This window comes from Corynebacterium sp. MSK004 (assembly GCF_030232515.1).
Taxonomy (GTDB): domain Bacteria; phylum Actinomycetota; class Actinomycetes; order Mycobacteriales; family Mycobacteriaceae; genus Corynebacterium; species Corynebacterium hesseae.
The window spans coordinates 33,270-55,928 of the sequence record NZ_JASPKB010000006.1 but is presented as its reverse complement, the minus strand read 5'-3'; the positions used below and the strand labels follow the sequence as shown (position 1 = coordinate 55,928).

The following is a 22,659-nucleotide window of genomic DNA, read 5'->3' as shown; positions in this document are numbered from 1 at the left end:
TCCTTTCAAACTATCCGAAGTGTTACTTGAGCTTCGGGGTGATGTCGCGGTCGATAACGCTCTGGGTCTCCTTCTGAAGGTCACCGAATGCGGTCTCCACGTCCTCATTGCCCACGGTGATGCGATCGAGAACGCCACCGATGCGCTGGCCGCCGCCTGGTACGAAGACGCGAGCATAGTCCTGCGGCTTGGTGTTCTCGTTGAGCTGCTCGATAGCGGTCTGCGCGTTCGGGTTCTCCTCCAAGAACTTCTTCTCCTCCGGATCATCCAGGGCGTCCTTGCGCACCGGCATGTAACCCGTCTTCTGGGAGAACTTGATGGTGTTTTCGGTGTTAGTCAGGAAGTCAATGAACTTAACCGCGTTAGCCTTGCGCTCGTCAGAAATGCCAGCCGGCACAGCCAGTCCGGCACCGCCGGTGGCTGCCGATGGACCAGGGCCCGGCAGGTAAGTGGTGATGAACGGAATCGTTGCCGTCTCCTTCAGGCCACCCAAGGAACCGGTGGACTCCAACAGACCAGAGGCCTTGCCGGAGCCGAATGCGACGGTCGGGTCAGTGGAGATTTCGATGTGGCCTGCCTTGACCTGGTCCTGGAGGAACTTACCTGCCTCGATGGACTCCTTCGAGGTAAAGTTCGGTTCCCACTCATCAGAGTAAGAACCACCGAAGGCCCAAATCATGCCCTGGAAGTACCAGTCGAGGTAGTTGGAACCATCCGGAACCGTGACGGCCGGCTTGTTGAGCTTGTCCTTGATCTTGGTAGCCCACTCGTCGAACTCTTCCCAGTCCTTCGGGCCACGATCGGTAGGAAGCCCCGCTGCCTTGAGGTCATCGGTGTTCCAGTACATCAGGTTCGTGGATCGGGAGTACGGCACGCCGTAGTGCTTGTCCTTGTACTTGTAGTCTTCACGCAGGGTATCGACGTAGCTCTCCGAGTCAATGTCGTTCATCTCCCACAGCTCATCGAGCGGTGTGGTGGCCTCATTCAGTGCGAAGTTGAACCAGGTGACGTCGGATGCAACGAGGACGTCAGGCAAGTCGCCGCCTGCGAGGGCAGCATTGAAGCGCTGCGCAACTTCCTCATAGTTGGATCCCGCGGTGACCAGCTCAACCTTGAGATCCGGGTTTTCCTTCTCAAACTCATCAATGAGCTCTTGCTCTAAGTCGCGCGAGGATCCCGGGTGATTGGACCAGAAAGTGATGGTGTTGGCATCGCCGTCATCTTTCGAGCCGTTGCTTGCGGTGGTCGATCCACCTGCACAAGCGGTCAAGGACACGGTGGTCAGTAGTGCCGCGCAGGCAGCGACGATGCGAGTAGTGGTCTTACGAGACATGGGGAGGTTCTCCTTTGGAGGTGAAGAGTTGGGGACTTGATTGAGTTGGGCATAGAGAAAGCAGGCAGACGGACTAGCCTTTGACTGCGCCCGCAGTCAAACCCTTGATCATCGGCTTCTGGAGTATGAGGAAGATGATGATCATGGGCAGGGTTGTCAACACCGTGCCGGCCATCACCGGCGCCCAGTTTGTAACGCCTTCCGCATCCTGCAAGCGGGTCAGGCCCACCGGCAGCGTGGCTGCAGCCGGTGTATCCGTAATCAGGAAGGGCCACAAGTATTGGTTCCATTCATTGACCACGGTAATGAGGACAAACGCAGACAGCGTTGGCCACGACATCGGCAGGACCACTCGGAACAAGGTAGTAAAGAATCCTGCTCCATCCATGCGAGAGGCCTCGAGTATTTCCGGAGGCAATGATTGGAAGTGATTGCGCATGAGGAAGGCACCGAACGCCACGCCGGCCAATGGGACGATGACGCCAGCGTAGGTATCTCTCCAACCCCACGACGCGACCAGCGAGTAGTTCGAAATAATGGTGATCTGGTTGGGAACCATCAGCGAGGCGATGATAATCAGGAACAGTAGGTTTCGGCCGGGGAAACGAATGAATGCGAAGGCATAGGCAGTCAGAACGCCGAGGACTACCTCTACCACCGTCAGAATCAGAGTGATGATGACGGAGTTTTTCAGGTAGCTCGAGAAGCCAGAGGTCTGCCAGACGTAGGAATAGTTCTCCGCCTTGAAAGGATTAGGCCAGAAGGAAATTGGATCCGAATACACGTCCTGGAAAGACTTGAAGCTGGTGATGAAAATAAAGTACAGCGGCACCATAATCATCAGCACTGTCAGTACCAAGGCGATGTAGCCGATGACCTTCGTCGCTGGATGACTGTGATCAATTGGCTCGCCTTTGCGCTTTCGCTGGGCATCAGTAATGACCGGCGCTGCGAGGGATTGGGAGCCAGGAACGGGCGGCAGTTCGCCTTTGGCTTGCGGGAGACCTACCTGGACGGAAGCCGGAATTGCGCGTCTTTCGGACATTTACTTATCCATCCTTTCCTGCAGCTTTATCTGCAGCACCGTAATGACAAGCACTACGAGGAACATGATGGTAGCTACTGCTGCGCCATAGCCGGCACGGTTGTTGATGAAGGTCTCCTGGTACACCTGGAAGACCATCGTGGAAGTTCCATAGCCGAACGGTCCACCACCGGTCATCGCATTGATGATGTCGAAGACCTGGAAGGAATTGAGCAGCACGGTAATCAACAAGAAGAAGGTGGTGCCGCGAAGCTGCGGCAGGACCACACGGAAGAAGTGTCGCGCGGCCGGGGTGCCGTCAATCTCCGATGCTTCGTCAAGATCACGGCGCCGTCCTTGCAAGGCAGCCAGATAGATAACGAAGACGTAGCCTACGTTTTTCCAAATATAGGTCACCGTAATCATGAACAGCGCCCAATTCTGTTGTTGGTAAAAGTTCGGCACATCGACCCCGATGATCCCCAGGAAGTATTGGATGAGGCCGTAGTTGGGATCAAAGACAAACTGGAAGGCCACGCCAATCGCCGCACCTGCGATGACGTAGGGAGCGAAGACCATCGAACGCACCGCAGCGCGACCAAAAAGCTTTTGGTCCAGCAGCAATGCCAGAGCCAGTCCCAAAACCATCGAACCGGCCACCGCGAAGAAAGTAAAAACGACAGTGTTGAACACCACGCGTCCGGTATCCGGTGCTTGGAACCAGTCGATGTAGTTCTGAAGACCGACAAAGGTCATCGTCGGCGATGAAATATTCCAGTTAAAGAAAGAGATGCGAATGTTATCGACCAACGGCCGATAAGTGAAAAGAACGAGAAGGAGAAGGTTCGGGCCAACGAGCAATGCCGCAAGACCGATCTGTTTCCAATCGAGCTTCCGTTTGCGTGGATGACGCGCGAAGTCCTCGGAGACGACCGGCTTCTCAGTGACTGCAGGGATCGCAGCCGTTAGCCCGCTTGCCGGGGTGGAAATTGCCATGCAGAAGAAACTAGACCAAGGCAGTAATCAAAAAGTTTATTGAAAGTATTGACTTGATAAACAGCAGGAAAATTTCCGGAGCCGAGCACTCGAAAACCCATGCTGCACGTGGGGAACATCACAAGCAACACAATGGGAGACCTCACATCACGTCGCGATAATGAGAGAACTCCGCCGTCTCTTTAAATAGACCATTTCGGTCCATGACGGATCAGATGAGGATGTAGCCTAACGCTGGCTAACTGCGCGAAAGCACGTCGATTGCCAGCTCTGGCAGGTCGGTTGCCATGAGCGATACTCCGTTTTCGCGGCACCACTCCATGTCCTTCGGCAGGTTCACCGTCCACACGTAGGACGGGGCATCAACACCGACAAAGAAGCCGGCGTCCCTCCGCGCTTGGTGAATCGAAGGCCCAAATCCCGTTGCACCCTCGAGCGTTTCCGGGACTCCCTCATCAGGTTCAAGGAGAAGGAATGACCGCAAGGACGGCAAGAAGTGTCGAAACCGAGCAATTGCTTCGGGGTTGAAGGAGATCAGGCTAAACCGTGGGTCGGCATCGAGCTGTCGGCCGCGTAGGACTTCCGCTACCGATTCCTCAAGGCGTGCACCAAAAGGAGACGGATGCTTCGTCTCTATGAGCAGCTGCTTTCCGGGGTAAGACATGACGAGGTCCACGAGTTCGTCGAGAAGCATGATGCGTTGCGGATCCCCGTGGGTACCGAAATTGAGTGTGCGCAGCTCCTCTAGGGTCATGTCGCCAACAGCGCCGGCGCCATCCGACGTCCTGTCCACCGTCTGATCGTGGATAACTACGACTTCTCCGTCTTTGGTTAGGTTGAGGTCGCACTCCACACCAGCCACGTCGAGCTTGAGGGCTTCTTCGAAGGACCGGACTGTGTTTTCGGGGTACCAGCCGTTATAACCTCGGTGCGCGATAATTCCTGGGCACTCCGACATACTCTTATCCTCCGGGCGGCAAAGTGAATTGTGACGTTTGGCGCCGCCCCAGTGTAGACCGCTAACGCCGGCCGCCGCGGTGGCGGTGGGTCGCCACCACGTGCACGGCATCCAGCATGCCCAGGCTGAGCAACGCCTCGCGCAGGGCAAATTGGAAGGTCCACAGGCGTCGGAAGACCTGATCGAACCCAGCCGCCCCGGCTTCGCGGTGGCGGCCATCGAAAAAGCTGCGCTGGTAGCGAAGCGTTTCGAGGTAGTGACTTCCGGTGTGGGTTTGCCCGATGATTCGCAGGTTGGAGCGCTTATCGAAGAGCCTGTGGGTTTCCTCCAACGTCGGGTATTCCAGACCAGGCCAGATATAGGCACGCAGAACCTGAATCGCCGAACGCGCAGCCGGGGTCATCGCATCCGTGGCGAAAAGCGAAGCTAAAGCTAGGCGCCCGCCGCTGACCAGCGAGCGGTCCAGCATCTCGACGTATCGTCGGCGTTCCGGCGGCGAAAGCGTTTCCAGCTTTTCGACGCTCACTATCGCGTCATACCGCCCACGCCACTTCTTTGGGTTGGGCAAGGCCGTCTCTATCCCCTGCACGTGAACCGAATCAGCGGCGCCTTCGAGAAGCAGTTGCTCGTCGAAAAGCGCCCTCTGCTCCGTGTCGCCCGTAAGCACGTCCACTGTGGCGCGCCGGGCCACCGCCTGAACCGCTACTTGCAGTCCAGTGGCTGGATAGACCAGGAGGTGTGTTCCGGCGCCGGTGCGGGTGGCGTCGAGAAGCCACTGCGCAGCGCGACGCTGTGCGTCGCCTAAGTCCTCACGGTCCGTTGCTGCCGGCTCGGTCACCGTGGTTACATCGACGAAGTGCTCTTTGGGTTCCTTTCTGCCCGCACGCGCGCTATAGCTGCGCACCGCCTCGCGCACCGTAGTGGGTACGCCACTTGCAAAAATGCCGCCCGAATGGCTCAGCGAGTCACCTGCATACAGTTTCACAACGTCAAGGGGCAGTTCACCAGGGCTCGATGTCTCCACGGCAAGCTCTTTGGTCTTCGGCCGATACCCTACCCCCACCAGCCTTGTCAGGACTTTGACAAGGCGCTCTGAATCGGGAGTCGTCCACTCGCCTGCCATATAAGACTCGGCTAGCCCCAGCCAGCCCGAATCGGCGATGCGGGAAAAGAGGGCGTCGTGAAGCACGGCTACATCTGGGTCTTCGCCTTCCAGCTCTACCCCAGCCTTGGAACAGGCCTGCGCGAACTCCGCCTCAGCCCGGCCAGCTTTCATACGCAGTAGGCGCGGTGAAGGGACAGTAGCCACGCCGGGCCACACCGCAGCATCGATCGAAGCCAAGTGGGGATACACGCTCAAGTCAGCCTTCCTCATCGCACGCATGTGTCCTCCCAGACTAAAGCCAACGGGGCCCGCGCGGGTGGAGGCGCGGCCCAAAAAGCCAGTTAATAACCCATAAAGTATGCATGTACCGCTAGAAAGGTTTAGACTGACTCGGGTAAAATAATCTGGCTTTCTTAAGGAAGGTAATCAAACACCATGGCGCAAACTCCCCACCGTCCTAGTAACGGCCGCCACCACGTCGTTGTTATCGGTGCCGGCTTCGGCGGTATCAACGCCGTCAAGAAGCTCAAGGACGCGGATGTTGAGATCACCCTCATCGACAAGAAGAACCACCACCTCTTCCAGCCGATGCTCTACCAGGTAGCCACCGGCGTCATTTCCGCCGGCGAAATCGCCCCGTCTACGCGTCAGATCTTGCGTCACCAGGACAACGTTAACTTTGTCAACGGTGAGGTCACCGACGTCAATATCAAGGATCAGACCGTCACCGCGGAACTCGATGGCGCTGTTCGTACCTACGGCTACGACTCCCTCATTGTGGCAGCCGGCGCTGGCCAGTCTTACTTCGGCAACGACCACTTCGCCGAGTATGCCCCAGGTATGAAGACGCTGGATGATGCCCTAGAGATCCGCTCCCGCATTATCTCCGCTTTTGAGAAGGCGGAGCTGGAAGAGGATCCTGCAAAGCGCGAGAAGCTGCTGACCTTCGTCATCGTGGGCGCTGGCCCGACCGGCGTTGAGCTGACCGGCCAGATTGCCGAGCTGGCACAGCGCACCTTTGCTGGCGAATACTCCAATTTCGGTTCCTCCTCCGCCAAGATTTACCTCTTGGACGGCGCTCCGCAGGTCCTTCCGCCGTTTGGCAAGCGCCTCGGCCGCAAGGCTCAACGCACGCTGGAGAAGCTGGGTGTTGACGTGCGCCTCAACGCCATGGTTACCGACGTCACCGCTGACGCCGTCACCTACAAGAACATGAAGACCGAGGAAGAGGTCACCATCGAGGCCGCGACCAAGATCTGGTCCGCAGGTGTCGCCGCTTCCCCGTTGGGCAAGGTCATCGCTGACCAGGCTGGCGTGGAATCCGACCGTGCCGGCCGCGTCTCCGTCAACGAGGACCTCACGGTTGGCGAGTACAAGAACGTCTACATCGTCGGCGACATGATTTCCCTCAACCGCCTTCCGGGCGTGGCCCAGGTGGCCATCCAGGGCGGCAACCACGTGGGCAAGCTCATCGAAGCCAAGATCGATGAAGAGTCCACCGCGAACGAAACCGAGCCGTTCGAGTACTTTGACAAGGGATCCATGGCCGTTATTTCCCGCTTCAACGCCGTCGTCAAGCTGGGCAAGACCGAGTTTGCTGGCTTCCCGGCGTGGATCTCCTGGCTCGGCCTGCATATCTTCTACATCGTTGGCTTCCGCAGCCGTACCCTCGTGGCGCTGCACTGGATCCTCAACGCCTTCTCGCGCGACCGCGGCAACCTGGAAATCACCCAGCAGCAGCGCGTCGCTCGCAACGTCATTGACCGCGACCTTCACTAGGTTCTACGCGCTTTAAGGGAGAGAGGAATCATCCTCTCTCCCTTTTCTTTGGCCACATACGGTAGAACGTAAGAAGTCCCTAGCGTAAAGGAGAAAACCGTGAACCGTCCTGCCCTGCCTCGCGTCCTCAGCATTGCTGGCACCGATCCCACGGGAGGGGCGGGAATTCACGCTGACCTCAAATCCTTTGAGGCGGCCGGCGCCTATGGCATGGCAGTGGTGACGGCCCTCGTCGCGCAAAACACGCAAGGTGTGCGCGCCATCCACACCCCTCCGGTGGAATTCCTGCGCGAACAACTGGCAAGTGTGAAGGAGGACGTGACTATCGACGCCCTCAAGATCGGCATGCTGGGCTCGGTGTCCATCACCGAAACGGTGAGCGAGTTCGTCTCTACCCTGCCCGAGGGGGTTCCCATAGTCTGCGATCCGGTCATGGTCGCTTCCAGCGGTGACCGCCTACTCGAACGGGAGGCAGAGCGCGCTGTGCGCGAGCTCGCCCGCCGCTCCACCGTGGTCACGCCGAACTTGCCAGAGCTCGCTGTCCTCGCGGACGTCGCACAACCGCGCACCCTCGAGGAAGCAATCGATATCGCCACTCAGTGGGCTCACGACAACGGGACCTGGGTCGTGGTCAAGGGCGGACACCTCGACGGCGCCCAAGCCGATAATGCAACGGTAAGCCCGTCCGGCGCGGTAACCCGCGTGCCCTGCCCGCGGATTAACACGAAGAACACGCACGGCACCGGCTGCTCGCTCTCCTCCGCGCTCGCAGCGCGTTTAGGAGCGGGGGAAACACTCGACGAGGCATTGGTATGGGCCACCGAATGGCTCCACGAAGCGATAGAGAATGCTGATGCACTTCACGTCGGTCGCGGGCACGGCCCCGTTGACCATGGACACCGACTGCGGCGCCTCGCCGCAGGCGCGCAGCGCTAACCCAATAGGTCTGCGCCGGGGCGGGTAAGCACGGCCACCATGAAGGTGGAGTTCTCCTTAAAGACCTTCATGTCCCAGGATGCGAAGATAAAGTCGACTCGGTAGCCCACCGCGCGGGCGAGGTCGAGGAATTCATCGAAGCCCCAACCACGACCTTCACCAAAACCAACGACGAACCGACCACCCGGGCGCAAAGCGTTAAAGACGTTGCACAGTGCGGCCTCACGTCCTTCGATGGCAATGAAGGTCATTACGTTGCCCGCAGCCACAGCGATATCAAAGTTGCCCTCCGGGATTTCCTCTTCCGAAAGGTCCCCCACTTCCCAACGGGCCTCCGGATAATCATCGACCGCATGCTCGATCAGGATGGGATCGACGTCCACGCCCAACACCGTGTGGCCGCGCTTTGCCAATTCACCACCGAGGCGCCCGGAACCGCAGCCGGCGTCGAGGACGCGGGAGTGCCGTTCACTCATGGCGTCGATAAGCCGGGCTTCCCCATCGATGTCCTTGCCCTGGGCCCGAAGTGTCTTCCACTTCCGCGCAAAGTTATGGGAATGGGCGGGATTCGCTGCAGTAACTTCTTTCCAGGTAGGCATGACAACGATTATATGCCCTTACAGGTGTAAGCTTTAGCCGCCATTACAAAACGCCGATACGAAACGAAGGAGGCTGAGACACGATGCCATCTGTACCGTCACCATTCAAGCCACGCAAGAAAAACACTTCTGACGACAGTGCTCCGAGTTTTTCCGTTCCCGTCGAACGTGCCATTGAACACTGCCGCGTGTTCGTCGATGGCGAGGCCCTTCCCGGCGAGTTTTCGCCACACAGCGCGCTGCAAACCGTAGAAGAGTACGGCCGCGGCTTCGTGTGGGTAGGCCTCTACGAGCCGCTCGAATCACAGATGACGAAGGTGGCGGCTGAGTTTCGTATCCACGAGCTCATCGTCGAGGACGTCGTCCAAGCACACCAGCGCCCGAAGCTGGAACGCTACGATGACCAGCTGTTCGTGGTGGCGCGGTCGGTGAACTACCGGGATCACGACGAGGTAGCCGATAAGCGCCAGATTATTTCCACTGGTGAGATGCAAATGATCATCGGTGACACATTCATCATCACGGTGCGTCACTCGGCGAAGCTACCCAACTTGGCCTACGTGATCGAGGATGAGCAGGACCTCGTCGAACAGGGCCCCGTGTCCCTAGCGTGGAAGATCCTAGACATGATGGTGGACCGCTATTCGGAGATCTGCCGCCTCATCGCCATCGAGGTCGACGAGCTCGAGGAAGAAATCTTCACTCCGAATTCGCTGCCGAACATCGATCGCATCTATATGTTCAAGCGCGAGATTCTGGAGATGAAGCACGCCATCGTGCCACTTTCGCCTGCTTTGCGCTCGATGGTCTCTGACCACAAGGACCTCATTCCGAAGGCGATTCGCTCCTACATCAGGGACGTCAACGATCACCAGCTGGTGGTCCAAGACCACGTGTCGGGGTTCGATGAACGCTTGACCTCGCTTATCGACGCCTCCGTGGCCAAGATCAGCATGCAGCAAAACTCCGACATGCGAACGATTTCCGCGGTGGTTGGTATGTGGGCCGCACCAACGCTTGTCGCGGGTATCTACGGAATGAACTTCGATGTCATGCCGGAGCTACATTTTCCTTGGGGCTATTACGGCGCAATCGGCCTCATGGTGTTAGTTGTGGCCGGAATGTGGTGGTGGTTCCGCCGCAACAACTGGTTGTAAGAGGCTACTGCACCACCATCGTGCGCAGCGTGGACGCGGCGAGGAGCACATCCCCCTGGCTGATCTTAACCTCCCACAGCTGCGTGCGGCGCCCCTTGTACAGCGGTGTAGCAACGGCGGTCACCGTGCCCGAAGCCACCGGCTTGAGGAAATCCGTGTTGTTGTTGACACCGACAACGGGCTTGCCTGCGAGGATTAGGCTGCCGACGGATGCAGTCGATTCCGTAATTGTACAGTACAGACCCCCATTTGCAACGCCCCAAGGCTGGTGGTGATCTGGGACGACTTCCACCTCAGATCGAACCTCGTCCGCAGAAATGTGCGTGTAGCGCAGGCCAATAAGCCCTGCGAGCCCCTGTGGGTTGGAGTTGATCAACTCGAGTTCGTCCGCGTTGAGCGGACGGGACTGGGAAACGGCCAAGAGCTTTTCAAAGATTTCAGAGTGGTTCATGCCACAACAGGTTAGTGGAATTCGGTGACGTAGGATGGTGAACATGACTCAAAGTGCTGAAAAGACAGATCTCGCTCAGATTGGCGTTGTGGGGCTTGCTGTGATGGGCTCCAACCTTGCGCGAAACTTTGCTCGCAACGGCAACACGGTCGCCGTGTACAACCGCAGCCCGGAAAAGACTCGCGTGCTCATCAGCGAGCACGGCGATGAAGGAGCGTTCATTCCCTCCGAGACCGTCGAGGACTTCGTTGCCTCCCTCGAGCGCCCGCGTAAGGCGATCATCATGGTTAAGGCTGGCGCGGCTACTGACGCCGTCATCGAGCAACTCACCGAGGCCATGGATGAGGGTGACATCATCATCGATGGCGGCAATGCACTGTTCACGGACACCATTCGCCGCGAGAAGGAGGTGGCCGCTAAGGGGCGTCACTTCGTCGGAGCAGGCATTTCCGGTGGTGAGGAAGGCGCGCTCAATGGCCCGTCCATCATGCCTGGTGGCCCAGCTGAGTCTTGGGAGACCTTGGGACCAATCCTCGAGTCCATCGCCGCTAATGTCGACGGTACTCCGTGCGTGACCCACATCGGACCCGATGGCGCTGGCCACTTCGTCAAGATGGTGCATAACGGCATCGAATACGCCGACATGCAGGTTATCGGTGAGGCTTACCAGTTGCTTCGTTATGGTGCGGGTATAGAACCGGCTGAAATCGCCGAAGTCTTCCGCGAATGGAACGCCGGAGACCTGGACTCCTACCTCATTGAGATCACCGCCGAAGTACTAGCACAGAAAGATCCGGAGACAGGTGCCCCGCTTGTCGACGTCATCGTGGACGCCGCCGGCCAGAAGGGCACCGGCCGCTGGACCGCCATTAATGGTCTCGAGCTGGGCGTGCCGATCACTGGCATTGCGGAATCCGTTTTCGCGCGTGCGCTCTCTTCTGCCACGGCTCAACGTGCAGCTGCCCAGGAAGGCCAGCTGCCTTCCGGAACCATTGCCGAGCTCAACGTGGACAAGGCTGAGTTCGTCGAAGACGTTCGCCGTGCACTGTATGCCGCGAAGCTCATTGCCTACTCCCAGGGCTTCGATGAGATCAAGGCTGGCTCCGAGGAGTTCGGCTGGAACGTGGACCCACGCGATTTGGCCACCATCTGGCGCGGTGGATGCATCATTCGCGCGAAGTTCCTCGACCGCATCCGTGAGGCCTACGACAACAATGCCGACCTGCCTGCCTTGATTCTGGACCCGTACTTCAAGGGCGAGCTGGAGAACCTCATCGACCCCTGGCGTCGCGTCGTGGTTGCTGCAACGCAGCTGGGCCTGCCGGTTCCGGTGTTTGCCTCTTCCCTGTCCTACTACGACAGCTTGCGCGCCGAGCGCCTCCCAGCTGCTCTGATTCAGGGCCAACGCGATTTCTTCGGCGCCCACACCTTCAAGCGTGTGGACCGCGAGGGCACGTTCCATATCGAATGGTCAGGTGACCGCTCGCTTACCGAAATGTAGCTGCTAAGCCCCTCTCCTGAGGGGCTTTTCCTATCCCTCCGCTACCCGCGACCAGAATTTTTCTTCTTCCGGTTGCGGGGCCCACGGTGCTGTTTTAGTCTCTGTGCTCATGGGGGATATCGAAACCTACATCCGCCTCCGCAACTCGGGGATTGCGCTGGTGGAAAACATTCCTGGCTCACCCGACGAGCTCCGCGCGCTCGGAGCCTCTGCCTCCGATGCTGCCGAGCTTGCAAACCTTAACCAGGTGTACTTCGGCCCCACCCGCTTCAGCGGCAAACAACGCAAAGCCCGCCAAGCAGCCCTCACCCAACGCCACAGCCTGGGCACCCTCACACTCATTGAGTCCTACACCGCAAAAGTCAAGAAAACCCTCGACGCCTGGAACCTCAGAATCAAACTCGCAGGAACACCCGCACACCGCATCCCCACCGTCGCCGCCACACGCCTGAAAGAACTACGCTCTAAACGCCACGCCAAGCCAGGCGTGCGGATTACCTACAGATCCGAAGGACCCAACACATTTTCCATAACGGATGATGCGACCACGATCGCCAACATGCGCGGCGTACTCGAATCCACCAACACCGACCTGCTTCAAGCCGCCAACGACATCTTCTTCAACAAAGAAACAGGCGGTTCCAAACCTGCGGTGCGCACCCAAGTCATCGTCACCCTCAACGAGCTCGACCAGATCATCAACGGCGAGGGTGATGAACTCGAGCTCAACTTGACTAATGGTGGGCGCATGACCGGGGCAGAATTCCTCACCCACAAGTTTGCCGAAATAGGCTATGCCACCATAGTGCACCCTATTGAAGGACCCATCGACACCTTCCGGCTAGAGCGTGGAGCAAACTTCAAACAACGCCTTACCCTGCATGCTGAATTCCACACCTGTGCAAGACCAGGCTGTAACAAGCCCGCTGATTACTGCCAAGTCCATCACCTCATCCCCTGGCAGGCGGGAGGCTACACCAACATCAAGAACCTGACCTTCCTGTGCGCCTACCACAACGGGATTAACGACGATGACCCACAAAGACCTACCGGCCGCGGCTACATGTACCGGCTCAACACCGGGGTCAGCTTCATCCCACCCTGGGGCACACCAATCACCGCAATGCCCGAATACCAAGAAGCAGTAGCCAGACTCAACGCCGAACAAGCAGGACAACCACCAGAGGAACCACCCGACAGCAGCTAACACCCACAGCCACCAAACACAGCAACGGCAGAAAGGAAACAGCTAACCACCAGTGACAACACTGCCACCCGCGGACCACATCAAGGCACGCGGGCACATCGGTGATCCTTGACCCCCTTCAAATACCGGCAGGAACAACGCGCATTTAAGCCCTTAAAGAACGAGACCCGCCAACCGGATGAGGGTTGACGGGCCACTTGGGGTGGGTGAAGCGTCGTCAAGCGCGTGCGGTGCCGAAGATAGCTAGGCATTCACCGACGGACCACCCAGAGCCGAGTCAAGGATTCCCGCACCCACGAGATAGTTGGCCAAATCATTCAAGTCCGCTTCGTCCCCGTTGGCATCATAGCCGTCCATGACGTACTCGATAACCGCATTGCCATCCTCAAGCACTTCAGCAATCACGTACTCATCTTCCTCTCTAAAAGCGCCAATCTGGGAGCCGCGGGCCGAGGTGAAATCCTCGACGGTGCCGGCCAGCCCAACGCTTTCAGTATCGCGTATCGCATCCTTGTTCTCTGTGTACTGAGCCACGAATTCTCTGTCCGGACCATAGATGCAAGAAATCATCGGAACCCACTGAACATCTAGGCCCAGATAGTCCGCCTGCCCGAAGAATGACGTGTCCTTATAGCACTCGTCCGAAAGGTCAATGAGCGGAGCGGGCACCGGGGCAGAAACCTCGGAGGCGCGGATCCTGTCAACCTCATCGGAGTCATATGTGCTGTTCCAATAGGCATTGTCGGAAGCACTTGCGTCTTGCGGCGCATCATCAAAATCGGCAGCAACATCTTTGAAGAAAGAAACTGCAGCAATAATAGCGACGACTGCGATGATGGCGAATACAAGAACAACCGCCAGAACGATCCACAATGCTTTCTTCGAGCTTGGCTTCTTTTCGGGCGCCTGTGGCATCGCCGGTCCGCCGGCGTGAGCACCTTGATTTTGATTGATAAAGCCAGGCGGTGCTTGGTTGTGCTGCGGGTTCTGGCCAAATCCACGGGGCTGCTGCTGCGGGCTACTGAAAGGGTTCGTCATGCCGATCAATTTAGCAGAGACCTACATCACATTACTGCCAACAGTGCAGGATGCGAGGCCCATTCCCCGCACTGGCTTTTCTATCTGGCAGCGAACCGAACTAGACTTCCTCCCGATGAATACTTTCGCCGACCTCGGCCTCCCCCGCGATGTTGTCCGCGTCCTCGACAAACAGGGCATCACGACCCCCTTCCCTATCCAAGAAGCCGCGATTCCCGACGCCCTCTCCGGCAAGGACGTCCTAGGCCGCGGCCCCACGGGCTCGGGAAAAACCTTCACGTTCGGCCTTCCCATGCTCACTCGACTTGCCGAATCCGGGGTCTCCCGACCGGCGCACCCCCGCGGTCTCGTGTTAGCACCAACGCGTGAGCTGGCAACGCAGATCCAACAACGCCTGGATGAACCCGCAGCCGCGCTGGGACTGCGTGTGTTGGCAGTTGTCGGTGGTGTCAACATCAACAACCACATTCGCTCATTAGCACGCCCGGTTGACCTACTTGTTGCTACGCCGGGCCGCGCACTGGATCTCATCGACCAAGGCAAGCTTTTCTTCGACCAGATCACCATCACTGCGCTCGACGAGGCCGACCAGATGGCGGACATGGGCTTCCTTCCCCAGGTACGCAAACTGCTCAATCTCACCCCACCAGACGGCCAACGCTTACTCTTCTCCGCCACCCTCGACGGTGAGGTCAACAAGTTGGTTAAGCAGTTCATGCACGACCCCGTAACCCACTCCACAGCCCCCGTCGAGGCCGCCGTGGACACGATGGAGCACCACCTCATTTTCATCGGCACGCGCGAGGCACGCAACGACGTCGTCCTGCGGCTCGGTGCGCGCAAGGGCAAGACCATCATGTTCATGCGGACCAAGCACGGAGTCGACAGGCAGGCGAAGAAGCTGCGCAGAGTCGGTATTAACGCACTGCCGCTTCACGGCGATAAGGGCCAAGGTTCACGTACCAAGGCGATTGAGGGATTCGCCGACGGGAGCGTACCCGTGCTCGTCGCCACGGACATCGCCGCGCGCGGTATCGACATTGCGGATGTCTCCCTCGTCGTCCACGTAGATCCACCCGCCGAGCACAAGGCTTACCTACACCGTTCCGGCCGCACCGCCCGCGGCGGTGAGTCAGGCACCGTCGTCACACTCGTTACCGACGAGCAGCGCGACGAGGTGGCCAAGCTCATTGCAAAGGCCGGAGTGGACCACACCGACCTCGATATCAGCGACCGCGGCAACCCCGCCAGCAGCCCCGAACTTGCCCAGATGACCGGTGCGCGCAAGCCGAAGGGCGAGCCGCTCGGGCCACCGAACCAACAGCAGCCTAAGCAGGAAGCACCGGGGCACCGCCGCCGCGGCCGTAACAACCGCCGCCGTCGAGGCAGTGCTGGACAACGATGATTCTCGCGCCCAAGGATTGGCAAGCCCGGATGCGACAGCACGAGGAGGAAGCACATGAGTTCCTCGCTCGCTATCGCCACCCAGGCTCGTATCACCCTGTCTACGACTTCCTTTTCGAGTACTACCCCGTCCGCCCCTCTCATCTACGCCGTTGGCACCCAGGCGTAGGGGTCACCCTGGAAGGGAACGCTCCGCACAGCGAATGGCGCTACTACCGCCGCACTGCCGAGGGCATCACGATGGACACCGAGGCCTTCCTCGAACGCCGCGGCGGAACCGTGCGCTACATCCTGGAACTTCTGGAAAAGACGGCGCACAATCCCACCCAATTTGATTGTTTTGGCCTGCATGAATGGGCCATGGTGTACCACACCGATTCCCCTCGCCATGACCTGCCGCTGCGGTTGGGAGCGGAAGGGACGAACGCAGTCGTCGACAAGCACCGCATCAAGTGCACGCACTACGATGCCTTCCGTTTCTTTACTGAGCCCGCCCGCCCGCTTAACCTCACGGTGCTGACCCGTGAGGACCAACCGGACAACGACCAGGCTGGCTGCGTCCATGCGACTATGGATTTATATAAATGGGCGTGGAAATTGGGCCCGTTGGTGCCAGGTGACTTGTTCCTCGATACCTTCCGGTTGGCGGTGGCCGCGCGCACGCTCGACATGGAGGCCTCGCCATATGACTGCCGCGAGTGGGGCTTTGGGGTTGTCCCCATCGAAACACCAGAGGGAAAGTCGGAGTATGTGCGGCGCCAACGCGCGCTTGCCGACGCCTCCGAGCCACTCCGCGCGCGGCTTGTCTCCCAAATTAGAGCAGCGCTGAGCGCTACAATGAGAGACCATTGATGTGACCCGTCGGGGCGCCCTGACTGCCCCGAGACCCCAGCGCGGAAGGAAAAAGATGGCCCGGCACTCGGATGGAAAGAATAACTATGCAATCGCACCGTGGGTCATCATCGTGGCCGTCCTCGCGGTTTTGGCGTTGGTTATCGGCGCATTCTTCCTCTTCCGCGGAGGGGAATCCGATTCGAGCGAGCCAGTAGCGGCGGATAAAACCACTGAGTCATCAGCCGTACAGAAACCGACGAGTGAAAGCGCTAGCACTACGTCTGCATCGACCACGCCCTCGAAGTCAGAACAGCCGTCCAAATCGGCATCAGCCGCGCCCAGCACTGAAAACAAGGAAGATCAAGGGGTGGCGCCGAATACGTTGTTCCTTCTTGATACCTCCGACAACCTTGCGCCGTACTTCAATGAGGTAACCGAGGGCGTGGCGGAGGCGGCGTCGGCAGTCGGCGCGGAGGGAAGCCAGGTGGCTCTCTGGAACTATTCCTCACCCATTTCAGCCACGGCCACCGTGGGCTTCCGTCAGAATGTAGCCTATGGCGACGCCGAGAACGTGGCCTTCGCAGTACGGCAATTCGGCACTGGTGGCGTTCCTCAAACTCGCAGCGCCGTGGTCGCGGCACTGGATAACGCCACGGACCAAGAGGCAGAAACGGGCAAAGACGCCCGCGTCGTGCTCGTTACTACCGGGACCCAACAAGATATAGATGACGCAAGCTTTACAGAGGCAGTCAAAGCCGCGCGCGGTCAGGGCGTTAGCTTGAGCGTGGTGCATATCGGTGAAGGTGAAAAGGACGCCGAGCTCGAAAAGCTCGCTGACTCCTACAAGACCATCTCGGACCCTTCAAATGCCCAAGAGGACAAAAAGGCCATCGCCAACGCCGCCGGGGCACGATAACCGGGACATTTCAGGCGCATCGACGCCGCACATCAAAAAGCCGCCGCTTCCTCTAGAGCACTGACGTGAGCTGCAGTGACTAAGAGGAGCGGCAGCGGATGGCTTCCTTAGGAGGTTTTGCGCTTGCGCCGAGCAGCCAGTTCGTCGAGGCCAAATACAACGTCGACTTCTTCGTCCTCCACAACGCGCTCGGCCGGGAAGGAAGTGATGGTTCCGGAAAGCTCCTTCAGGATGCCTGGGACAGCGATGCCAAACACGCCCTGTCCACCGGCAAGAAGGTCGATGACTTCGTCGTTCGAGCGGCACTCATAAACCGTGGTGCCGTCGGAGACGAGGGTGAGCTCAGCAAGATCGTTAACTCCGCGATCCCTCAGGGATTCCACCGCGAGGCGGATATTCTGCAAAGAAATGCCGGTGTCCAAAAGGCGCTTGACAATCTTAAGAACCAGCACGTCCTTAAAGGAGTACAGGCGCTGGGAACCAGAGCCGCGAGCAGTGCGAATCGAGGGCTTCACCAGGTCCGTGCGCGCCCAGTAGTCCAACTGGCGGTAGGTAATGCCGGCTACCTGGCAAGCGATGGGCACGCGGTAGCCCAGCTCCTCGTCGGGCCCGACATCAAAAAGGGATTCCTGAACGTAGTCGTTGGCTGCGAAATCTTCGAGCGGCAGTGCGCTGGACTCGGGACGGTTATTCTTACTGCTCACGTAATTACTCCAGTGATACTTGAGGGGAGTTCTATTTTTCTATTAAAGGGCACGTCAGCGACCGCGTCAAGAGTCGTCCTCCGTGAACCTCTAGTAGAACTTTAGACTTTTTGAGTCACTTTGTCATCATTAGTCACACGCGTGTCATTAAAAAATTCAGTGGTAGCACGACTAAAGCGACGCCACAAAGGGCGCCGCTTCTAATGTCTAGCTGGGATCAGGGCTTAGGGCTGAATTATGTGGAAGGGAGCTTAAACTCCCCTTTTACTCCTCTTCACCATCTTTGCCGCCGAGCAAATCTTCCTCGGAGATTCCGGAATCACGCATCATCTGCTCGAAGTCATCGTCCTCCAGCGCGCTCTGCTGGGAATGGCGCTCCTTAAACTCGCGCATGCGCTTCTCCGGGAACGTCTCCGGGGATTCTGCCTCGCGTTCTAGGCCGTAATATTCTTTAAGGTCCTCATCGCTAATGTAAATGGCTACCTCGTCGAGCACATCCTTCTCAAAATGAATGGGCAACCCATAGTGATCTGCGAGGACAAGAGCGTCGCACAAGCGGGCATCGTGCTCTTCACCGGTTCCATCCAGGAGATCAACCATGAAAACGCCCTTACGGTACTCGGACACGCAAATATGCTCGATGCCATCTAGCTGATCCGCAAAGGCGATGAGCAGTTCATACGTGCTTGGGCGCGCATTAAAGTGCCGCTCGAGTACTTGGAGGACACGCGCGCCGTCGATGGGTGAGACCCACACCGGCACGTGCCGGTCCGCCTCCGCCCAATAGAAAAGAGCACATAGGTTATTTTCGGGGCCAACGGGGTGGATACCTAGAAATTTCAATACTTCAGTGTTCATGGAATCCACTTTTACACACATTCCTTGCACATGGTTGTCGGGCCGGTTAAGTGGCGTAGAAAAGTCGGCGCCAAACTTACGGAAATAAAAGCCCGTATGATTTAAGGCCGGAATTCGTCACGAAGCTCGGTCTTGACCAACGTCCCGTGAAGCGACAGAACAAGGGCCGCCATCTGCTGAGAAAGCTCCTCGGCCTGTTGCGGGGCAGTATCAGACTTCGAATGCGCCACCGGCGTTGCCACCTGCGAAATCATGTCCGCCTGGCGGCGGGCAGCATTGCGCAGCGACTTCAACTGTCGCGCCTCAAACCCGAAGGATTCCAGCGCCACGGCCGCGGACACGATGGACACGTCATCCGTATCAAAGAAGCCCGCCGGATCCGGCTTAATCAGTCCCGCAGAAACCAGCTTGGCGATGTTTTCCTGCGTGGTGCCTGCTTGGTCGGCCACATCGGCGTCGGTAAGCCGAGAAACCACCGGTGCGCGTAGCTGCTCGGCGCTGATGAGGGCCTCGGCCTGGGAGGACACGATGGCGGTAACCTGCCCCGAATCCATCGCGTCTAGCTGTTCCCGAATAACCTTGAGCGGCGTATAGTGATCGCGCTGCGCAGTCAGGATATAACGAAGGCGATCAAGGTCCTTTTGATAGTAGCGGCGGTAGCCCTTCGCGGTGCGCTCTGGAGTAATCAGCCCCTCAGATTCCAAGAAGCGAATCTTCGACACCGTCACATCCGGAAATTGCTTCTGCACGTGCTTTAGCGTTACGCCAATGGACATGGGCTTCTGCTTAGCAGGCTTGGTCTTCTTGGCCACGGAAGACGCTGCTGCGGCAGCGGCGGTGGACTTCTGCGCACTCACGATAGGACTACTACTGCTTTCTACACGGTTTCACTATGACATAAGGGGAGCACGGGAGGAAGCTTTCTCCCGGCCTTCTCCCCTAGTTCTTTAGGACAGGCACTGCCTTATTTCGGGGCAATGAATACCAAGCGGAATTTACCGATCTGGATTTCATCGCCCACTTCGAGCACCTGAGCATTGCGCGGCTCGCGGTTCACGTAGGTTCCGTTGAGCGATCCGACATCAACCACCTCGAACTGACCGTCCTTCGCACGGAACTCCGCGTGGCGACGAGACACGGTGACGTCATCGAGGAAGATATCAGCTTCTGGGTGGCGGCCGGCGGTGGTGGTCGGCTGATCAAGCAGGAAGCGAGCGCCTGCATTAGGGCCACGCTTCACGACGAGCAGGGCCTGGCCTTCAGCCAAGTTCTCAGCGCCAGCAACGGAGGCGTCAGAGCCCGCCGCGGTGCCGTTTTCCATCTCCTTAAGAAGATCTGCGCGGAAGACAGAAGTAGTTTCTGCCTGCGGTTCCGGCGTTCCGGTATTCTCGCTCATTTTTACCTCCGAAGGGTCGGATCAATGTTGACTCATTCCATATTAGCGACTCCGCTGCCCGCGCGAGTCGCCTCTCCGCAATTTACATCAACGGAAAATGTTTCCTATGCCCTTGAGCACGGAGTTTCCACCCCCTGATAGTGGGTTATCGGAGACCATATAAGTCCACGTTGCGCTAGGGCGAGACAGGCCGTGATCCTCCAGATGGGCACCATCTGAATCAATAAGCACGGTCTTAAAAGTATCAACGGCGTCATTAACCGCGCGCTGCGCTAGGTCTTTAAACTCGCGCACCGCGATGCGGTGGTATTCGTCGATTGGCGTCTCGCGGGCGATGGCACGAAGGTGGATAGATTCCCGCACATCATCCATCAACTCCAGGTGGTCGGCCCACGCCTGGTCGAGGTGGAAGAGCATAATCTCACGGGCCGCCCGCTCACGGGCTTCAGCGGGGACATCACGAAGCTCAGCGGCACGCTCCGGTGCCCGCTCAGCCAGCTCTTGCCAGGCTTGGTCGGTATCGAGCAGCTTGGCTCGCCGCTCATCAATGATGATGCGCTGATCTGCGAGTAGGTGGTTGTACTTCCAGGTCTGCGCGTGAATCTCCAGAAGTTGCCCCTCGGTCACGCGCTGACAGTGCGCAATGAAATCACGAACCCTTTTGGATTCGATGAGCCCGTCGGCATCGGGGCGGGCGGACAAGGATTCATCTTCCCCACCCTGCTTAACCACGTCATCTTCTAAGGAAACGAAGAAGACGGACTTGCCCGGATCTCCCTGGCGGCCAGCGCGCCCGCGCAACTGGTTATCCAAACGCGAGGAACGGTGCCGCGAGGTACCAAGCACTGCCAGGCCACCCCTCTCGACGACGGCATCGCGGTCGGACTCATCCGCACCGCCCAGCTTAATATCCGTACCGCGGCCCGCCATCTGGGTAGAAACGGTGACACGGCCGACGTCGCCAGCCTCCGCCACAATGCGCGCCTCGTCCTCGTCGTTCTTCGCATTAAGGACGTTAACCTCGATCCCCCGTTCGCGTAACGCAGCGGCGAGATCTTCGGATTCGGCGACGTCGTGGGTGCCCACCAAAACCGGTTGACCGGTGCTGTTGATCGCGACGATCTCGTTCACGATGGCGCGGGACTTCTCATCCACCGAAGCATAGATGCGATCCGCTTCATCAAAGCGCTGCAGTTCCTTGTTTCTATCAATGACCGAGACGTGGAGGTTATAGAACTGGCGCAGCTGATCGGTCGCCTCCACAGCGGTACCGGTCATACCGCACACCAGCGGGTAACGGCGCATGAGTTCCTGGAGCGTAATGGTGTCGAGGATGCGCCCTCCTTCCGATACCTCCAAGCCTTCCTTGGCCTCCACCGCAGCCTGCAGGCCATCGGGCCAGCGCTGTAGTTCGGCAACGCGGCCCCGAGAGGCGTCGATAAGTTGCAGTTTCCCGTCTGTAATGATGTAGTGAATATCGCGGATAAGCAAAGCCTTTGCGTGCAGCGCCAAGTTCACCTTGACCAGTACGGAGCCGATATTCTCCTCGGAGTAGAGCGAATCAATGCCCAACTCGCGCTCGACTCGCGCCGCTCCATCGTCGGTCAGTGCCACCGTGCGGCCGTCCTCCGCGATGACGTAGTCCTGCTCCTCCCGCAGGCGCGACACCACGTTGGTGATATGGCCCGTGGACTCTTCACCAGGGCGGTTTCCGGCGAGGACGAGGGGAACGAGGGCTTCGTCGACAAGCACAGAGTCCGCTTCATCCACCAACGCCACATCCGCGCGCGCCTGCACCGTCTGCTCGCGGGAGGTGATCTGGTTATCCCGCAGAACGTCGAAGCCCAGCTCGTTGACGGGGGCGTAGATGATATCGCACAGGTAGGCCGAGCGACGATCCTCCGGGCCTAACTTCTCGGTGACCGAGGCCACCGTGAGGCCGAAGAACTCCACCAGCGGGCGCATCCACTCGGCATCGCGCGCCGCTAGATAGTTATTGACCGTCACCAGGTGGACACGTTTTCCGGTCAACGCAAAACCAGTCGCGGCCATTGCGCCCACCAGGGTCTTACCTTCACCGGTGGCCATCTGGATGACGTCACCCTCAAGCAAGCGGAGAACGGCTTGGGACTGGACATTAAATGGGCGCATGCCGAGTTTGCGTTCGCTGGCCACGGCCAGAGCGGCGAGGAACCGTGACTTATCCGCAATCTTGCCATCCTTCACGCATTCCCGGGCGGTGGCGGCAACCTCTGCATCCGATAAGTTGGCAATTTCTTCCACCGCAGAATCCGCAGCCGTCACAACGGCTTTCGACTTTTTATTGTTGCGCTCGGACTGCGCGCCCATTGCCTTCCAGAACCAATCAAATGCGCCCATGAGCACTCCTCCATCCTTGTGCGTCATACAGGTCTTCTATCGACTTTAGTCAACCCCGGTTCGCAGGCGTGCAGTTGCCCTTAT

The 22,659-nt window shown here is 58.6% G+C and carries 21 protein-coding genes; 8 read left to right on the top strand and 13 right to left on the bottom strand.

The features are described 5' to 3' along the window. Nucleotides 1–22: 22 nt before the first annotated feature. The 5 genes from QP999_RS08295 to QP999_RS08275 all read right to left on the bottom strand — a co-directional run bounded on the left by QP999_RS08295 (nucleotide 23) and on the right by QP999_RS08275 (nucleotide 5,695). Nucleotides 23–1,333 carry an ABC transporter substrate-binding protein gene (locus QP999_RS08295; RefSeq protein WP_193629919.1) on the bottom strand — a complete coding sequence of 437 codons (1,311 nt, stop codon included), beginning with the start codon at nucleotides 1,331–1,333 and terminating at the stop codon, nucleotides 23–25. A gap of 73 nt (nucleotides 1,334–1,406) precedes the next feature. Continuing rightward, nucleotides 1,407–2,378 carry a carbohydrate ABC transporter permease gene (locus QP999_RS08290; protein ID WP_284848062.1) on the bottom strand — a complete coding sequence of 324 codons (972 nt, stop codon included), beginning with the start codon at nucleotides 2,376–2,378 and terminating at the stop codon, nucleotides 1,407–1,409. Beyond that, on the bottom strand, nucleotides 2,379–3,353 hold the full coding sequence (locus QP999_RS08285) for a carbohydrate ABC transporter permease (protein WP_070532765.1): 975 nt from the start codon (nucleotides 3,351–3,353) through the stop codon (nucleotides 2,379–2,381). Between the two features lie 238 nt (nucleotides 3,354–3,591). Next, nucleotides 3,592–4,311, bottom strand: coding sequence for a glycerophosphodiester phosphodiesterase (locus QP999_RS08280; protein WP_144677137.1), 720 nt, complete (start codon nucleotides 4,309–4,311; stop codon nucleotides 3,592–3,594). Between the two features lie 61 nt (nucleotides 4,312–4,372). Beyond that, nucleotides 4,373–5,695: a class I SAM-dependent methyltransferase gene (locus QP999_RS08275; protein ID WP_284848061.1), complete on the bottom strand. Its 1,323-nt coding sequence runs from the start codon at nucleotides 5,693–5,695 to the stop codon at nucleotides 4,373–4,375. Between the two features lie 156 nt (nucleotides 5,696–5,851). Between QP999_RS08275 and QP999_RS08270 the strand changes: the two genes are divergently transcribed. Both QP999_RS08270 and thiD read left to right on the top strand, forming a co-directional pair. Then, complete coding sequence (locus QP999_RS08270; RefSeq protein ID WP_143335518.1) at nucleotides 5,852–7,195, top strand: NAD(P)/FAD-dependent oxidoreductase; 1,344 nt, start codon at nucleotides 5,852–5,854, stop codon at nucleotides 7,193–7,195. Between the two features lie 99 nt (nucleotides 7,196–7,294). After that, nucleotides 7,295–8,131: a bifunctional hydroxymethylpyrimidine kinase/phosphomethylpyrimidine kinase gene (thiD, locus tag QP999_RS08265; protein ID WP_284848060.1), complete on the top strand. Its 837-nt coding sequence runs from the start codon at nucleotides 7,295–7,297 to the stop codon at nucleotides 8,129–8,131. Here the strand turns inward: thiD and QP999_RS08260 are convergent. After that, entirely contained in the window at nucleotides 8,128–8,730 is a 603-nt protein-coding gene (locus QP999_RS08260) for a class I SAM-dependent DNA methyltransferase (protein WP_144677141.1), read from the bottom strand. The two genes, thiD and QP999_RS08260, sit on opposite strands and share 4 nt — an antisense overlap. Nucleotides 8,731–8,813: 83 nt before the next feature. On the opposite strand from QP999_RS08260, the gene corA reads away from it, so the two are divergent. Further along, complete coding sequence (gene corA / locus QP999_RS08255; RefSeq protein ID WP_070532752.1) at nucleotides 8,814–9,887, top strand: magnesium/cobalt transporter CorA; 1,074 nt, start codon at nucleotides 8,814–8,816, stop codon at nucleotides 9,885–9,887. Nucleotides 9,888–9,891: 4 nt separating this feature from the next. Here corA and QP999_RS08250 read toward each other — a convergent pair whose 3' ends face one another. After that, a complete protein-coding gene (locus tag QP999_RS08250; protein ID WP_154736488.1) occupies nucleotides 9,892–10,338 on the bottom strand; it encodes a PaaI family thioesterase in 447 nt (148 codons plus the stop codon). Nucleotides 10,339–10,381: 43 nt separating this feature from the next. Here QP999_RS08250 and gnd point away from each other — a divergent pair, with 43 nt between their 5' ends. Together gnd and QP999_RS08240 are read left to right on the top strand one after the other, a co-directional pair. Next, the gene (gene gnd / locus QP999_RS08245; RefSeq protein WP_284848059.1) at nucleotides 10,382–11,839 is read left to right on the top strand and encodes an NADP-dependent phosphogluconate dehydrogenase; all 1,458 of its coding nucleotides are present in this window, start codon (nucleotides 10,382–10,384) and stop codon (nucleotides 11,837–11,839) included. Nucleotides 11,840–11,948: 109 nt separating this feature from the next. Continuing rightward, a complete protein-coding gene (locus QP999_RS08240; protein WP_284848058.1) occupies nucleotides 11,949–13,046 on the top strand; it encodes an HNH endonuclease signature motif containing protein in 1,098 nt (365 codons plus the stop codon). A gap of 243 nt (nucleotides 13,047–13,289) precedes the next feature. Here the strand turns inward: QP999_RS08240 and QP999_RS08235 are convergent, their stop codons facing one another. Continuing rightward, nucleotides 13,290–14,084, bottom strand: a complete 795-nt coding sequence (locus tag QP999_RS08235) for a hypothetical protein (RefSeq protein ID WP_284848057.1) — start codon at nucleotides 14,082–14,084, stop codon at nucleotides 13,290–13,292. Nucleotides 14,085–14,199: 115 nt separating this feature from the next. On the opposite strand from QP999_RS08235, the gene QP999_RS08230 reads away from it, so the two are divergent. From QP999_RS08230 to QP999_RS08220, 3 genes are read left to right on the top strand one after another with little or no spacing between them, the layout of a single operon-like run. After that, nucleotides 14,200–15,489, top strand: a complete 1,290-nt coding sequence (locus QP999_RS08230; protein ID WP_239248616.1) for a DEAD/DEAH box helicase — start codon at nucleotides 14,200–14,202, stop codon at nucleotides 15,487–15,489. Beyond that, nucleotides 15,486–16,340 (top strand): 3-methyladenine DNA glycosylase, encoded by an 855-nt coding sequence (locus tag QP999_RS08225; RefSeq protein ID WP_284848056.1) that lies wholly within the window; start codon nucleotides 15,486–15,488, stop codon nucleotides 16,338–16,340. The genes QP999_RS08230 and QP999_RS08225 overlap by 4 nt, the downstream gene beginning before the upstream one ends. Nucleotides 16,341–16,395: 55 nt before the next feature. Beyond that, the gene (locus QP999_RS08220; RefSeq protein WP_070563531.1) at nucleotides 16,396–17,238 is read left to right on the top strand and encodes a VWA domain-containing protein; all 843 of its coding nucleotides are present in this window, start codon (nucleotides 16,396–16,398) and stop codon (nucleotides 17,236–17,238) included. A 107-nt stretch (nucleotides 17,239–17,345) separates the two neighbouring features. Here QP999_RS08220 and QP999_RS08215 read toward each other — a convergent pair whose 3' ends face one another. The 5 genes from QP999_RS08215 to secA2 all read right to left on the bottom strand — a co-directional run bounded on the left by QP999_RS08215 (nucleotide 17,346) and on the right by secA2 (nucleotide 22,575). After that, nucleotides 17,346–17,906, bottom strand: a complete 561-nt coding sequence (locus QP999_RS08215) for a MerR family transcriptional regulator (protein ID WP_154762730.1) — start codon at nucleotides 17,904–17,906, stop codon at nucleotides 17,346–17,348. A gap of 300 nt (nucleotides 17,907–18,206) precedes the next feature. Continuing rightward, entirely contained in the window at nucleotides 18,207–18,800 is a 594-nt protein-coding gene (locus tag QP999_RS08210; RefSeq protein WP_070563541.1) for a bifunctional nuclease family protein, read from the bottom strand. A gap of 101 nt (nucleotides 18,801–18,901) precedes the next feature. Further along, a complete protein-coding gene (gene ftsR, locus QP999_RS08205) occupies nucleotides 18,902–19,657 on the bottom strand; it encodes a transcriptional regulator FtsR (protein ID WP_070685058.1) in 756 nt (251 codons plus the stop codon). A gap of 107 nt (nucleotides 19,658–19,764) precedes the next feature. Next, complete coding sequence (gene odhI / locus QP999_RS08200) at nucleotides 19,765–20,196, bottom strand: oxoglutarate dehydrogenase inhibitor Odhl (protein WP_010186533.1); 432 nt, start codon at nucleotides 20,194–20,196, stop codon at nucleotides 19,765–19,767. An 87-nt stretch (nucleotides 20,197–20,283) separates the two neighbouring features. Continuing rightward, a complete protein-coding gene (secA2, locus tag QP999_RS08195) occupies nucleotides 20,284–22,575 on the bottom strand; it encodes an accessory Sec system translocase SecA2 (protein WP_239248613.1) in 2,292 nt (763 codons plus the stop codon). Between the last annotated feature and the right edge of the window lie 84 nt (nucleotides 22,576–22,659).